This window comes from Hymenobacter sp. (assembly GCF_036388155.1).
Classification (GTDB): Bacteria; Bacteroidota; Bacteroidia; order Cytophagales; family Hymenobacteraceae; genus Hymenobacter.
In genome coordinates this window covers 1-13,881 of the sequence record NZ_DASVSI010000100.1, presented here as the reverse complement: position 1 = coordinate 13,881, position 13,881 = coordinate 1, and the positions used below count along the sequence as shown (strand labels likewise).

12 protein-coding genes are annotated in these 13,881 nt (G+C 63.1%); 11 read left to right on the top strand and 1 reads right to left on the bottom strand.

The genetic code is table 11. From position 1 onward, the window contains the following. The first annotated feature begins 109 nt into the window (after nt 1–109). The 9 genes from VF629_RS13745 to VF629_RS13705 all read left to right on the top strand — a co-directional run bounded on the left by VF629_RS13745 (nt 110) and on the right by VF629_RS13705 (nt 9,683). Nucleotides 110–328, top strand: a complete 219-nt coding sequence (locus tag VF629_RS13745) for a DUF1153 domain-containing protein (RefSeq protein ID WP_331059062.1) — start codon at nt 110–112, stop codon at nt 326–328. Between the two features lie 157 nt (nt 329–485). Continuing rightward, on the top strand, nt 486–2,228 hold the full coding sequence (gene kaiC / locus VF629_RS13740; protein ID WP_331059061.1) for a circadian clock protein KaiC: 1,743 nt from the start codon (nt 486–488) through the stop codon (nt 2,226–2,228). A gap of 56 nt (nt 2,229–2,284) precedes the next feature. Further along, nucleotides 2,285–2,599 (top strand): circadian clock KaiB family protein, encoded by a 315-nt coding sequence (locus VF629_RS13735; RefSeq protein ID WP_349256787.1) that lies wholly within the window; start codon nt 2,285–2,287, stop codon nt 2,597–2,599. An 8-nt stretch (nt 2,600–2,607) separates the two neighbouring features. Continuing rightward, nucleotides 2,608–2,946 carry a circadian clock KaiB family protein gene (locus VF629_RS13730; protein WP_331059059.1) on the top strand — a complete coding sequence of 113 codons (339 nt, stop codon included), beginning with the start codon at nt 2,608–2,610 and terminating at the stop codon, nt 2,944–2,946. Beyond that, nucleotides 2,939–4,657: an ATP-binding protein gene (locus VF629_RS13725; RefSeq protein WP_331059058.1), complete on the top strand. Its 1,719-nt coding sequence runs from the start codon at nt 2,939–2,941 to the stop codon at nt 4,655–4,657. Before VF629_RS13730 ends, VF629_RS13725 begins: the two co-directional genes overlap by 8 nt. Nucleotides 4,658–4,707: 50 nt before the next feature. Beyond that, nucleotides 4,708–5,130 (top strand): response regulator, encoded by a 423-nt coding sequence (locus tag VF629_RS13720; RefSeq protein WP_331059057.1) that lies wholly within the window; start codon nt 4,708–4,710, stop codon nt 5,128–5,130. 42 nt (nt 5,131–5,172) lie between these two features. Further along, on the top strand, nt 5,173–6,087 hold the full coding sequence (locus VF629_RS13715) for a LysR substrate-binding domain-containing protein (RefSeq protein ID WP_331059056.1): 915 nt from the start codon (nt 5,173–5,175) through the stop codon (nt 6,085–6,087). A gap of 373 nt (nt 6,088–6,460) precedes the next feature. After that, nucleotides 6,461–7,555 carry a YeiH family protein gene (locus VF629_RS13710; protein WP_331059055.1) on the top strand — a complete coding sequence of 365 codons (1,095 nt, stop codon included), beginning with the start codon at nt 6,461–6,463 and terminating at the stop codon, nt 7,553–7,555. A gap of 199 nt (nt 7,556–7,754) precedes the next feature. Then, the gene (locus tag VF629_RS13705; RefSeq protein WP_331059054.1) at nt 7,755–9,683 is read left to right on the top strand and encodes a gliding motility-associated C-terminal domain-containing protein; all 1,929 of its coding nucleotides are present in this window, start codon (nt 7,755–7,757) and stop codon (nt 9,681–9,683) included. A gap of 4 nt (nt 9,684–9,687) precedes the next feature. On the opposite strand, the gene VF629_RS13700 is transcribed toward VF629_RS13705, so the two are convergent. Beyond that, nucleotides 9,688–10,884 carry a Gfo/Idh/MocA family oxidoreductase gene (locus VF629_RS13700; protein WP_331059053.1) on the bottom strand — a complete coding sequence of 399 codons (1,197 nt, stop codon included), beginning with the start codon at nt 10,882–10,884 and terminating at the stop codon, nt 9,688–9,690. A gap of 405 nt (nt 10,885–11,289) precedes the next feature. On the opposite strand from VF629_RS13700, the gene VF629_RS13695 reads away from it, so the two are divergent. Further along, nucleotides 11,290–12,519, top strand: a complete 1,230-nt coding sequence (locus tag VF629_RS13695) for an oligogalacturonate lyase family protein (protein ID WP_331059052.1) — start codon at nt 11,290–11,292, stop codon at nt 12,517–12,519. 152 nt (nt 12,520–12,671) lie between these two features. Beyond that, on the top strand, nt 12,672–13,811 hold the full coding sequence (locus tag VF629_RS13690; RefSeq protein ID WP_331059051.1) for a glycoside hydrolase family 88 protein: 1,140 nt from the start codon (nt 12,672–12,674) through the stop codon (nt 13,809–13,811). The last annotated feature ends 70 nt before the right edge of the window (nt 13,812–13,881 follow it).

Below are 13,881 nucleotides of genomic sequence, written 5' to 3'. Positions count from 1 at the left end.
AAGGGCTTGAGACTCAAAAGCACGGGCGAAAAGCACAACCACAAAAGGCACTTAATTCGCTGATAAATTCATGGATTCTTAACAAATTACCCGCTAACTTGCGGCCCTAATGAGTGAAGCCACGCCCGATTATTTTGACACCGACGGTCGTCCCGAACCGGCCCCGGAAACCAGCGCCGCCGAGCGCAAGCTGAAGGTGTGGGCCGCCCTCAACGCCGTGGACCAGGGCCTGCTCAGCTTCGACGAAGTGCGCAGCGCCTACGGCATCAGCGCCGAGGAAATGGAGGCGCACCGCGCCGGCTGGTTGGCCTTTGGGGCCGGGCGCTAGGCGCGAATCCAACGGCATAGCTCACCTCGACATGAGGCGCTAGGCTTTGCGGGGCGTGATGCGCGGGCTTTGGCGGCGTGCCGTGAGCTGGGAGAGACGGGCGTGACGCAATGTGCACCCGCCGGGGCTAACTTTGTGAGGCTACCAACGTCTCTACATGCAAGCGCAACTCCCGACCACGCCTTCCCCCTTGCCCCACCTGCCCAAGTGCCCCACCGGCATCGAAGGGCTAGACGAAATCACCGAAGGCGGCTTGCCGCTGGGCCGTCCCACGCTGGTGTGCGGCAGCGCCGGCTGCGGCAAAACCCTGATGGGCATCGAGTTCCTGGTGCGCGGCATCGAGGAGTTCAACGAGCCCGGCGTGCTGATGGCCTTCGAGGAAACGAGCGAAGAGCTGGCCGCCAACGTGGCCTCGCTCGGCTTCGACCTCAAGGACTTGCAAGCCCGCAAAATGCTGCGCGTCGACCACGTGCACGTCGACCGCTCCGAAATTGAAGAAACCGGCGAGTACGACCTCGAAGGCCTGTTCATTCGCCTGGGCTACGCCATCGACGCCATCGGGGCCAAGCGCGTGGTGCTCGACACCATCGAGTCGCTGTTCTCGGGGTTTCCCAACCAAGGCGTGCTGCGCTCGGAAATCCGGCGGCTGTTTCGCTGGCTGAAGGACAAAGGCGTGACCACCATCATCACCGCCGAGCGCGGCGACGGCACGCTGACGCGGCAGGGCCTGGAAGAGTACGTGTCGGACTGCGTTATTCTGCTCGACAACCGCGTGATTGACCAGATTACCACCCGCCGCCTGCGCGTGGTGAAGTACCGCGGCAGCACCCACGGCACCAACGAGTACCCGTACCTGATAACCGGCCAGGGCATTTCGGTGCTGCCCGTGACCTCGCTGCGGCTCGAACACCAGGTGTCCGACAACGTCGTGTCGACCGGCGTGGACGCGCTGGACGAGATGTTCGGCATGCGGGGTTTCTACGAGGGCAGCAGCGTGCTGATAACCGGCACGGCCGGCACCGCCAAAACCACCCTGGCCGCCTCGTTCGCGGAGAAAATTTGCCTGTCCGGCCAGCGCTGCTTGTTCTTCGCCTTCGAAGAGTCGCCGCAGCAGCTGATGCGCAACATGGCCTCAGTCAGCATTCACCTGCAATCGCACCTCGACGAGGGCCGCTTGCGCATCGAAGCGTCGCGCCCCACGCTCAACGGCCTAGAGCAGCACCTCGTGACCCTGCACCGCCTGGTGAAGGAGTTTCGGCCCAACGCGGTGGTTATTGACCCAATTACCAACCTCATCACGGTGGGCAACATTTCAGAGGTGCGGAGCATGCTCACCCGCCTCATCGACTTTCTGAAGGTGAGCGGCATCACGGCCTTGTTTACGGCCTTGGTGAGCGGGCGCGGCCAGCAGCAGGAAATGACCGACGAGGGCGTGTCGTCGTTGGTGGACACCTGGGTTTCGGTGCGCGACCTGGAAGGCGTGGGCGAGCGCAACCGCGGCCTGAGCATCCTCAAGTCGCGCGGCATGGCGCATTCCAACCAAGTGCGCGAGTTCATCGTGACCGACAAGGGCATCGAGTTGCTCGACGTGGTGCTGGGCCCCACGGGCATCGTGACCGGCGCCGGCCGCCTCACCCAGCAGCTGCAGGAGCACGCCCAGGCCCTGGCGGCCCAGCAGGAAGCCGAGCGCCGCGACCGGGAGCTGGAGCGCCGCCGCCGCATGCTGGAGGCCAACATTGCCAACCTGCGCACCGAGTTTGAGTCGGTGGAAGAGGAGTTGCGGCTCATCGCCACCGACGAGCAAAACCGGCAGGAAACGCTCTTGACCGGCAAGCAGCGCATGGGGGGCGGCATCCCGCGCCCCCAAAATCCGCCCAAATCCGGCAAAAGCAGCAAGTAATTCGTATGACTGAGATTGAAGGGCTTTTTTTGGGCCCTCGCCCCACCACCCGCGCCATGGAAGCAGCAGCATTTGACGAAGACACTGGAGAAACCTGGGAATTGCGCCTGTACGTGGCCGGCCAAATCCTGAAGTCCATGACGGCGCTGGCCAACCTAAAGAAGTACTGCGAACTCCACCTCGCCGGCCGTTACAAGCTGGAAGTAATTGACCTGCTTGTGAACCCGCAACTGGCCGAAGGCGACCAGATTTTGGCCATTCCCACGCTGGTGCGCAAAGTGCCCGAACCCATCCGCAAAATCATCGGCGACTTGTCGAACGAAGAGCGGGTGCTGGTGGGCCTGGACGTGCGCCCCTTTGCGAGCAAATAACGCGGCCGATGGAAGTATTCACGGAAGCAGCCGACCTGCCCGAACCCACCGGCCCCGAGTATCTGTTGCACCTCTACATCACGGGCGTCTCCACCAACTCGACGCGCGCCGTGCGCAACATCAAGGAAATTCTGGAGCTGCATTTGAAAGGGCGTTACGAACTGCTCATTGTGGACGTGTACCAGCAGCCCGAACTGGCGCAGGAGCAGGACCTCATTGGCGTGCCCACGCTCATCAAGCTGCGGCCGGGGCTGGTGCGCCGCCTAGTGGGCGACTTCTCCGACCGCGACCGGGTGCTGAAGGCCCTGGGCGTGACGCCGCCGGCCGGCGACTCGACGCATGGATAGCACCGACCCGGCCCTGGCCCGCTTGGCCCAGGAAAATGAGGAACTGCGTTACCAGCTGGAGGAAGCACAGGAGCTAATTCAGGCCATCCGCACGGGGGCCGTGGACGCGCTGGCCGTGCAAGGGGCCGAGGGGCCGCGCATTTTTACGCTGCAAGGCGCCGACCAAGGCTACCGCATGCTCATCGAGCAGATGAACGAGGGCGCCCTGCTGCTGAGCGAGGAAGCCACCGTGCTCTACTGCAACGTGTGCCTGGCCGACTTGCTGGGCCGCCCCATGAGCGAGGTGATGGGCAGCAATTTCGACGATTTTGTGCCCGCGCCCTTCATCGAAGCCTGGGCCGAGCTGGTGCACCTGGGCTGGATGGGCAAAAGCAAGGGCGAACTGCCGCTGCAAACCAAGTCGGGCGCGCTGGTGCCGTTTTCGGTGTCGACCAACGTGCTGGCCTTTAACGAGACGCCGGCGCTGGCCGTCATCGTCACCGATTTGTCGGCGCAGCGCGAAATCACGGCCATTCGGGCCCAGGTGGCCAAGCAAAACGCCCTGCTCGACCGGAAAACGGAAGAACTGAGGCGCGAAGAAGCCGCCCGCCTGGTGGGCGAGCGCGCCGCCGCCGAGGCCAGCCGCGTGCTGGAGGGCATTTCCCAGATTGCTTGGACCACCAACGCCCACGGCGAGCACACCTACCGCAACCGCCGCTGGTACGACTACATCGGCCAGGACCAAGGCAAGGGGCCCGTGGCCGGCCGCTCCTGGCGCGAGCGCCTGCACCCCGACGACGCCGTGGAGGCCCTCGCCCGCTGGCAGGAAAGCCTGCGCACCGGCAACCCCTTCGAGGTAGAATGCCGCCTGCGCAGCGCCGCCGGCGACTACCGCTGGATGCTGGGCCGCGCCATTGCCTCGCGCAATGAGCAGGGCGAAACCCTGCAGTGGATAGGCACCTACACCGACATCCACGAACACAAGCTGGCCCTCGAAAGCATCGACCACGCCCAGCGCCAGCTGCGCGACAACAACGAGCAGCTCACCCGCGTGAACGTGGACCTGGATAACTTCATCTACACGGCCTCGCACGACCTCAAAGCGCCCATCAGCAACATCGAGGGCCTGCTCGACGCCCTGCTGCTGGAGCTGCCCGCCAACATTGCCGGCCACGAGTCGGTGCAGCCCCTGTTGGACCTGATGCTGGATTCGGTGAACCGCTTCAAGCGCACCATCGAGCACCTGACCGACGTGAGCAAGCTGCAAAAGGAGCACGGCCAGGCCACCGAGCCGGTGGACCTGGCCGCCGTCATCCGCGACGTGGTCCTCGACCTGGAGCCGCTGGTGCAAGCCAGCGCGGCCGAGATAGACGTGGACGTAGCCGCCGCGCCCACGGTTATTTTTTCGGAGAAAAACCTGCGCTCGCTGCTCTACAACTTGCTCAGCAACGCGCTCAAGTATCGCCACCCGGCCCGCCCGCCGCGGGTGCGGGTGCACACCTGGCAGGAGGGGGCGCGCGTGGTGTTGGAAGTGCAAGACAACGGCCTGGGTCTGGATGCTGGTAGCGAGCAAAAGCTATTCGGCATGTTTCAGCGGTTTCACGACCACGTGGAGGGCTCTGGCATTGGGCTTTACATGGTGAAAAAGATGGTGGAAAACGCCGGCGGCCGCATCACGGTGCGCTCGAAGCTCGACGATGGAACCACGTTTGTTGTTTACTTTACCAAGTAAGCGCCTTCCGCTGCCGTCCCCCACGGGGCCACTACCGCCCCAACCCGTACATGCAAAAGCTGTCTTGCGCCTTGTTGGTCGACGATGACCAAACGACCAATTACCTAAACCGCCTGCTGCTAAACCGTCTGGCTATTGCCGACCAACTGCTCGTGGCCCTCAACGGCCAGGAAGCGCTGGACCTGCTGCCCCACTACGCGCAGGCGGCCACCGAAGAGTCGCCGGTGCTCATCTTGCTCGACGTGAAGATGCCCGTGATGGACGGCTTTGCTTTTCTGGAGGCCTACGATAAATTGCCCTGGGCACACCGGCACGCCATTATCATCGTCATGCTCACCACTTCCCTGCACCCGCAGGACTTGGAGCGCGTGAAGAAGCTCAACATTGCCGGGTTCTTGAACAAGCCGCTGACCAAGGACAAGCTGACCGAGGTGCTGGACAGCCATTTCAACCGGCCTGCCCCGGCGCAATAAGGCCGCTTGCCGCCACTCCGCTAATCCAGAATCCAGCTTCGCATGTCCGACTTTCGCCTTCGCGTGTTTCAGGCCGTGGCGCAGCACCTGAGCTTCACCAAAGCGGCGCAGGGGCTGTTCATCACGCAGCCGGCCGTGACCAAGCACATCCGGGAGCTGGAGCGGCAGTACGGGCAGCGGCTGCTGGAACGCCGCGGCAACCGCGTGGGCCTCACCGAAGCCGGCCGCCTGCTGCTGGCCCACGCCGAGGCGGTGGCCCACTCGCACCAGCAACTGGAAGACCACCTGCACGCCCTGCGCGACCCCGAAGAGGCCGCCGGCCGCCTGCGCCTGGGGGCCAGCACCACCCTGGCCCAATACGTGCTGCCGGGCCTGCTGCCCGGCTTTCAGGCCCGCCACCCCAAGGTGCAGCTCACCCTGCTGAGCGCCAATTCCGAGCACATCGCCGAGGCCTTGCTGCGCGGCGAGCTGGACCTGGGTTTCGTGGAGGGACGCTCCAAAAGCCGCGACCTGCACTACGAGCTGCTGCTGACCGACGAGCTGGTGGCCGTGCGCGGCGCCACCGCCGGCGACCTGCCCCGGCGCCCCCTGTCGCTGGCCGAGGCGCTGGCCGCCCCGCTGGTGTTGCGCGAGCGCGGCTCGGGCACCCTGGAAGTGCTGGAATTTGCCCTGCGCACGCTAAGAATCAAGCTCAGCAGCCTGCCCGTGGCTTTTTACTTCGATAACACCGAAGCCATCAAGGCCTATCTGGAGGCGGCGCCCGGAGCGCTGGGCTTCGTTTCGCGGCGGGCGCTCACGCGCGAGCTGGCGGGCGGCTTGCTCGAAATTGTGCCCGTGGCGGGGCTGCACCTGGCCCGGCAGTTTGAAGCCGTGTGGGTGCAGGGGCAGCCATTGCCGCGCCCGGCGCAGCGGTTTTTGACCTATGCCCACCAGCAGTTTAAAGACGGTTTGCCCTAAAGTTTTTTTCAAGGTGAATGGTCCCAGTAGGGGGGTAGAGACGCAACATCTTGCGTTTCCGGGGCCGCGCCGTTCCACCATCGTCGTTCAACGAGGAGACGCAAGATGTTGCGTCTCTACTTCGGCTGATTCAAACCGCTGCTTAGCCGAGCGTCCGCCCGAGTGCCCGGAAGTTTCATTCCGGCTCGACAGAATACTCGACAGAATATCAGTCGTTCTCGCGAGCCGAAATTAAATTTCGGGCACTCGGGCGAATGACATCAAACAACATTTCAACGCGAAGACATAACCAAAAGTAATTTCAGATAACATTTTGAAATTACCTTTCGGCAGGGCGTCGCCGTAAATTTGGAGCCGGTAAAAACCCGTTCCAATGCCCCAGCCCGTACTGCCCGTCGTTCCGCCCGCTGCCTCACCTGCCAAGGAGAGCCGCAAGCAAGGGTTCGCGGCTGGCAACCCGGGGCAACCGTCCAGCGCGGATGGTTTGGCTGCGAATACGGACGTGTTTCGTTTCTTTCATGCCCCGCACGTGGTGGCGGGGCAGGAGGTAACCGGGCGTCAAGTTGTCTTTGTCCTGTTTCTGATTTACTGCCTCACGCCCTGGGCTTCACCGCCGGTGGCTTTGGCGTTGGGCCTGGGGCTGGCCCAAACGTTGGGCAACCCCTTCGCCACGCACACGCGGGCCCTCACGGCCAAGCTGCTCCAGTATTCGGTGGTGGGGCTGGGCTTTGGGATGAATGCGCACGCGGCCACCGCAGCCGGGCGCGAGGGGCTACTCTTCACGGTGGCTTCCATTGCGGGCACGCTGGGGCTGGGCTACCTCGTGGGGCGCTGGCTGGGGCTGGGCCGACGGGTGGCGCACCTCATTTCGTGCGGCACCGCCATTTGCGGGGGCAGCGCCATTGCGGCGGTGGGCCCGGTGCTGCGAGCCAAGGACGAGGAAATGTCGGTGGCGCTGGGCACGGTGTTCGTGCTAAATGCGGTGGCCCTGTTTGCGTTTCCGCCCATCGGCCACGCCCTGGCCCTGACGCAGAACCAGTTCGGGCTGTGGTGCGCCATTGCCATTCACGACACCAGCTCGGTGGTGGGCGCGGCCGCGGCCTTCGGCGACGACGCGCTGCAAGTGGCCACCACCGTGAAACTGGCCCGCGCCCTGTGGATTATCCCGGTTTCGCTGGGCACGGCGGTGCTGTTCAAGCAGCAGGGCGTGAAGGTGAAAGTGCCCTATTTCATCGTCGGGTTTGTGGCCGCCATGCTGCTGAACACCTACGTGCCGGCCGTGCAGCCGCTGGGCCCGGTGCTGGTGGCCATCGCCAAAATTGGCCTCACCGTCACGCTCTTTTTCATCGGAGCCGGCTTGTCGGGCCAGGTGCTGAGGGCAGTGGGCGCGCGGCCCTTTGTGCTCGGGCTGGCCTTGTGGCTGATGATTTCCACGGCCTCGCTGCTGGCCATTCTGCATGTTGGGTAGCAGGCGATGTGGTTTTTAAGCCGCTGCTGAGAGTCGACGGCATACCCGCTTACCGTTTAAGTAGGTAAAGACCTCGCCATTACTTGCAAAATGGGTTTGGTCCTAATGGGCTCGATGCAGAAGCCAATGCCCGCTTCGTTGTCGTAGCGAGCGGGGTATGATTGCCATTTATCAGGGTTTTTGGCTAACTTAACCCTCGATGAATACCATTTGGTCGACTTTGGTTATAATGGCCTGGCGCGCTTCGGCTGCGGTCCTGGCATTGCTGCTGCCGCTGGCCGCCGCGGCCACGCACATTGTGGGGGGCGAACTGGACCTGCAGTACCGCAGCGGCAGCAACTATTCGCTCACCCTCAACCTATATTTCGACGCCATCAACGGCGACCCCGGCGCCCTCGACCCGCGCCTAACGGCTAGCATTTTCGAGAAGGGCACCAACCGGCGCATTGCCGACGTGGTGCTGGAAAACACCGGCAATACCTTCGTTAACTATACCAACCCCGCGTGCGCGGTGGGCTCGCTGAGTACCCGCAAAATCGTGTACGCCCGCGACATCGTGCTGGCTTCGAACACCTACAACAACGCTGGCGGCTACTACGTCACGGTGGAGCGGTGCTGCCGCAACGTCACCATCAGCAACATTCGCAACCCCGGCGCGGCGGCGCAGGCCTTCTACTTAGAGTTTCCGGCCGTGGTGCGCAACGGCGCCGCGTTCATCGATTCGACGCCCCGGATTTTTCCGCCGCTCGGCGACTACGCCTGCCGCAACGAACTGTTCTACTACGATTTCGGCGGCCAGGACCCCGACGGCGACTCGCTGCGCTACGACATGGTGACGCCGCTCAACGGCTACACCACGTCGGCCCTGCCCTTGGTGAACCAGGCGGGGCCAGCGCCTTATTCCACCGTCACCTGGAACCCGGGCCTGAGCACCACCAACCAAGTGCCGGGCGACCCCGCGCTGGGCATCGACGCGCGCACGGGCCGGCTCACGGTGCGGCCCCGCGACCTGGGCTTGTTCGTGTTCGGGGTGCGCTGCTCGGAGTACCGCCAGGGCGTAAAAATTGGCGAAACCCGGCGCGACTTTCAGCTCTACGTGCTGAACTGCCCCACCAACACCGCCCCGCAACTCCAAGTACGGGCCACCGGCGAGCGGGCCGTGTACCGCCCCGGCCGCGACACGCTGCGGCTGGTGCCCGGCGGCAACCGCTGCCTCACTATCCGCTACACCGACCCCGACCCCAACTCGGTGCTCACCATGAGCAGCCGGCCGGTCAATTTCACTACGCCCGCCCCGTCGTTCACCACCACGCGCAGCGGCACGGTGCGCGCCGCCGGCCAGCCCGACACGCTCACCGCCACTCTCTGCTTTCCGGAGTGCGTCGACACCCAGGGCCGGGTGTATTTGCTGGACGTGATTGTGGCCGACAACGGCTGCAGCCTGCCCCGGCGCGACACCATTAGGGTGGCCTTCACCGCCGTGCAGCCCCCCAACGAAGCCCCCGTCCTCACCAGCACCTTCCCGGCCCCGCCGCCCATTCCCACGCCTCCGCCCACGGTGGTGCGCGTGACCTTGGGCGAACGCTACACCGCCGACCTCACCGGCACCGACGCCGACCGGCACGCCCTGGCGCTTTCCGCCGCGGGCACCGGCTTCGACCTGGCGTCGGTGGGCATGAGCTTCGCGGCCAGCAACGGCGCCGGCCGGGCCACGGGCACGTTCTCGTGGGCACCTTCCTGCGATGCCGTGGCCGCCGCTGGGCCCGACGGCTTGCTGGTGCGGTTCCGGCTGGCCGAAACCGGCCCCTGTCAGCCGCTGCCGCGGGAGCGAGCCATCCGGTTCATCGTCGAGCCCGTGAAGGACTCGGCTGACTTCCGCCGGCCCAACGTCATCACGCCCAACGGCGACAACAAAAACGACAAGTTTGCCCTGCCCAACCTACCGGCTGACTTCTGCGACCGGCGCTTTGCCGGGGTCAAGATTTTCACGCGCTGGGGCCAGCAGGTGTACCAGTCGGGCGACCGGGGCTTTAGCTGGGGCGGCGCGGGCGCGGGCGGCCTCTACTACTATCTTGTCACCTACACCGACGGCCGCAAATACAAAGGCTGGCTGGAGGTAATTCGGTAGCAGCTTACCGGCTGCCTACTTTATCCAACACAGCCACCACGTCTTTGGTCGACACTTTCTGGCCGGTTTCGGCAGCGCGGTAAATGGCTTGGAGCAGCTGAATGTCGCGCAGGCCCATTTCGCCGGGTACGCGGGTGGGCTTGTTGTTGAGTACGCAGTCGGCGAAGTCGTCCATCTGGCGGGCTTGCTGGGGCACGTTCTGGATGTTCATGGGGCCTTTGCTGGTGCGGCCTTCCAGCCCGCCGTAGCCGAAGGCGGGCTGCAGTTCCATCCAGCCGTTGGCGGCCTCGGCGCGCAGCAGGCTGTTCATGTTTTCGGCGTAGCTGGTGCGGCAGTCGGCCACTGCGCCGTCGGCAAATTGCATTTGCCAGTTCACGCCGGCTTCTACTTCTTTGAAGAGCACTGGGTCGGGCTTGGGCGTAAACTTCGCCGTGACGGATACCGGCAGCTCGCCTTTGGTGTATATGATGCCTTGCACGCAGTAAATGCCCATATCCATGAGCGGCCCGCCGCCCGCCAGCTCTTTGTCGAGCCGCCACGACATGCCACCGGCCCGGAAGCCGTTGTCGGCTTTCATTTTCTGGATGGGACCGTACACTTTCTGCTGGCCCAGACGCATCATTTCCTGGTGGTGAGGCTCGAAGTGCAGGCGGTAGCCAATGCTGAGTTTCTTGCCGGCCTTCTTCATCGCCGCAATCATGCGCTGGCAATCGGCCGCCGACACTGCCATGGGCTTCTCGCAGATGACGTGCTTGCCGGCCCGCGCGGCGCGCTCCACGTACTCGGCGTGCAGGGCAACCGGTAGCACGACATAGACGATGTCGATGGCCGGGTTGTCCACGATGCGGTCGAAGGACTTGTAGTCGTACACGTTCTGGTCGGGAATCTGGTACTGCTGCTTCCACTGCGCGGCCTTGCTGGGCGTGCCCGTCACGATGCCGGCCAGCTTGCAGAGCTTGGTTTTCTGCAAGGCCGGGGCTAGCTGCCCGGCGCTGTAGCTGCCCAGTCCCACCAGCGCCACGCCCAGCTGCTTGCCGGCCTGCCAGGCTTCGGTGCTGGCGGGGCCGTAGCCGCGTTCGGCCAGCCAGGCCAGGGGCTGAGCCAGGGCGGTGGTGCCGGCCACGGTAGCGCCCAGCCCGAGCGAGAGGGTCCGGACAAAGTCCCGGCGGGAGAGCGAGGAGAGCAGGTTGTCGGTTTTCATAGCAGAAGTAATTAAGCGAAAGGGTTGGTTAGGTTCTGAAACTGGTTGCATGATGTGGAGACGCGACCCTTCGCGTCTCGGCGTTTGCGCAGTTTGGGTGTCGTCCGCGTGGTGCCGTTTAACGAGGAGACGCGAAGGGTCGCGTCTCTACATTAGATGGTGGTAGAGTTACCTCATTATTGGGCAGCGGGTTGCGCAGGCGCTGGAGAGAGGCTGAGCGTCTAAAACGAAGCTTCCCCCAAGTACCGGAAGACCCGCGCAGTGGCGGAAGCGGCACTGAGTTGCAGAAAACCGAAGAGTACAGGAAGGCTGGGAATGACTGCGGCAAGTTCTTGCGTCGTCGGTTGGGAGTATTCCTCGCCGGTAAAGCTTGAAAACCTGCTCTTTTCCCTTTCATCCCCACCCATGAAAACCAACTACTTCTTGCCCGCCTTGTGCGGCCTGCTGTTGCTGAGTTTCGGCAGCCGCGCCCAGTCCAAAATGGAAACCGGCGCCCAAAAGCCCATGCCGGCCGCCGAGTGGATTGACCAGAGCACCGGCCACAAAGTGGTGCGCCTCACCCCGCAAGACGGCGGCAATGCCAGCTTTTACTTTCACAACAACCCGTTTCTGAAAGCCAAGGGCAACGAGGGCGACCAAATGGTAATTTACCACACCGACGCCCAGGGCAAACAAATCCGCCTGCTGAACCTGAAAACCCGCCAAATCACGCCGCTTACCCGCTACTTCAAGTCGGTGAAGGGCGAGATAGTGGGCCGGAAGCGCCGGGAGGTGTTCTACCAGGTGCAGGATACGGTGTACGCCACCCACGCCGACACTAAAAAGACGCGCCGCGTCTTCGTATTCCCCGCTGATTTTAAGGCCGACATCACCTCGCTGAATGCCGACGAAACCCAGCTCGGCGGGGCCTGGGGCACCGATGCCGAGAAGGAGATTTACCGGCAGTACCCGGCCAAGAGCGACTTTTTTAACCGCATTTACGAAGCCAAGCTGCCGCGCACCCTCTTCGTGGTGGACGCGGGCGGCAGCGGCAAACTCACCAAGCTGTTCACCGACAACGCGTGGCTGAACCACGTGCAGTTTTCGCCCACCGACCCCGATTTGTTGATGTTTTGCCACGAGGGCCCCTGGCACAAGGTGGACCGCATCTGGCACATCAACACCAAAACCAAGGCCGTGAAGCTGGTGCACAAGCGCACGGTGGAAGGCGAAATAGCGGGCCACGAATTCTTCAGCCCCGATGGCAAAACCATCTGGTTCGACGTGCAGAAGCCCCGTAGCGTGACCTTCTACCTGGGCGGCACCGACGTGAAAACCGGACAGGAGCGCACCTACCAAATGGACCGCAACGAGTGGTCCATCCACTTCAACGTGTCGCCCGACCAGAAGCTATTTGCCGGCGACGGCGGCGACGCCGGCCAAGTAGCCAAAGCCCCCGACGGCATGTGGATTTATCTGTTCCGGCCCGAAGGCGACAAATTCCGCTCCGAGAAACTGGTGAACATGCAGCACCACGGCTACAAGCTGGAGCCGAACATTCATTTCTCACCCGATGGCAAATGGGTGATTTTCCGGGCCAACTTTGAAGGCCAGGAGCAAGTGTACGCCGTGGAAATCGCCAAAACCGCTTCGTGAAACTTGTCTGTCATCCTGAGCGCAGCGAAGGACCTTATCAGGTTAGAACCGCTCGCAGTAATTCCAGCGGCACAAGCGTGATAAGGTCCTTCGCTGCGCTCAGGATGACAGTTTGAAATGACTTCTTAGATAGGAAAAATACGTTTCATCTTATGCTCAAAAACATCCTGAACGCCTGCCTCGGTGCTGCCTTATTGTTCACGCTGCCAGCGCACTCCCAACAGCTGCCCAAGAAAAAGGCCGTGCTCAAAAGCATGACCCGCGCCAATGCTTACTTCATGAAGAAGTGGCCCGACACGGGCAAGGAAATCGTGACGAATAAGGCCCGCCCTAGCCACATCTGGACGCGCGGCGTGTACTACGAAGGCCTGATGGCGCTTTACCAAACCGACAAGCAGAAGCGCTACTACGATTACGCCGTGGACTGGGGCGAAAAGCACCAGTGGGGCATCCGCAACGGCGCCACCAACCGCAACGCCGACGACCAGTGCGCCGGCCAAACCTACCTCGACCTCTACCAGATTGACCCCAAGCCCGAGCGTATCGCCGTCATCAAAGCAAGCATCGACAACATGGTGCAGAGTGAGAAAGTGGACGATTGGAACTGGATTGACGCCCTGCAAATGGCCATGCCGGTGTACGCCAAGCTCGGCGTGCTAACCAAGGACACGGCCTACTACGGCAAGATGTACCGCATTTACGCCTACTCCAAGTATAAGCACGGCGGCAATGGCCTCTACAACCCGCAGGACAAGCTGTGGTGGCGCGACAAGGACTTTGTACCGCCCTACAAGGAGCCCAACGGCGAAGACTGCTACTGGAGCCGCGGCAACGGCTGGGTGGTGGCCGCCATGGTGCGCGTGCTCGACATCATGCCCGCCGATGCACCCCACCGCGCCGAATACGAGCAGATGTACATGGCCATGATGCAGGCCCTGCCGCCGCTGCAACGTGCCGACGGCTACTGGAACGTGAGCCTGCACGACCCCACGCACTTCGGCGGCAAGGAGCTGAGCGGCACGGCGTTGTTTGTGTACGGCATGGCCTGGGGCCTGAACAAAGGCCTGCTCGATAAGAAGCAGTACGAGCCCATCATTGCGAAAGCCTGGAACGCCATGGCCACCGAATGCGTGCAGCGCGACGGCTCGCTGGCCTACGTGCAAGGCACCGGCAAGGAGCCCAAAGACGGCCAGCCCGTGAACCTCACGTCTCGCCCCGACTTCGAAGACTACGGCCTCGGCTGCTTCCTGCTGGCTGGCAGTGAGATGTACAAGTTGAAGCAGGGCAACTAGAAAGAAGAACGTCATGTCGAGCGCAGCCGAGACATCTTGCCTCGGGAAACTACTTACTTCCCCGAGCGAG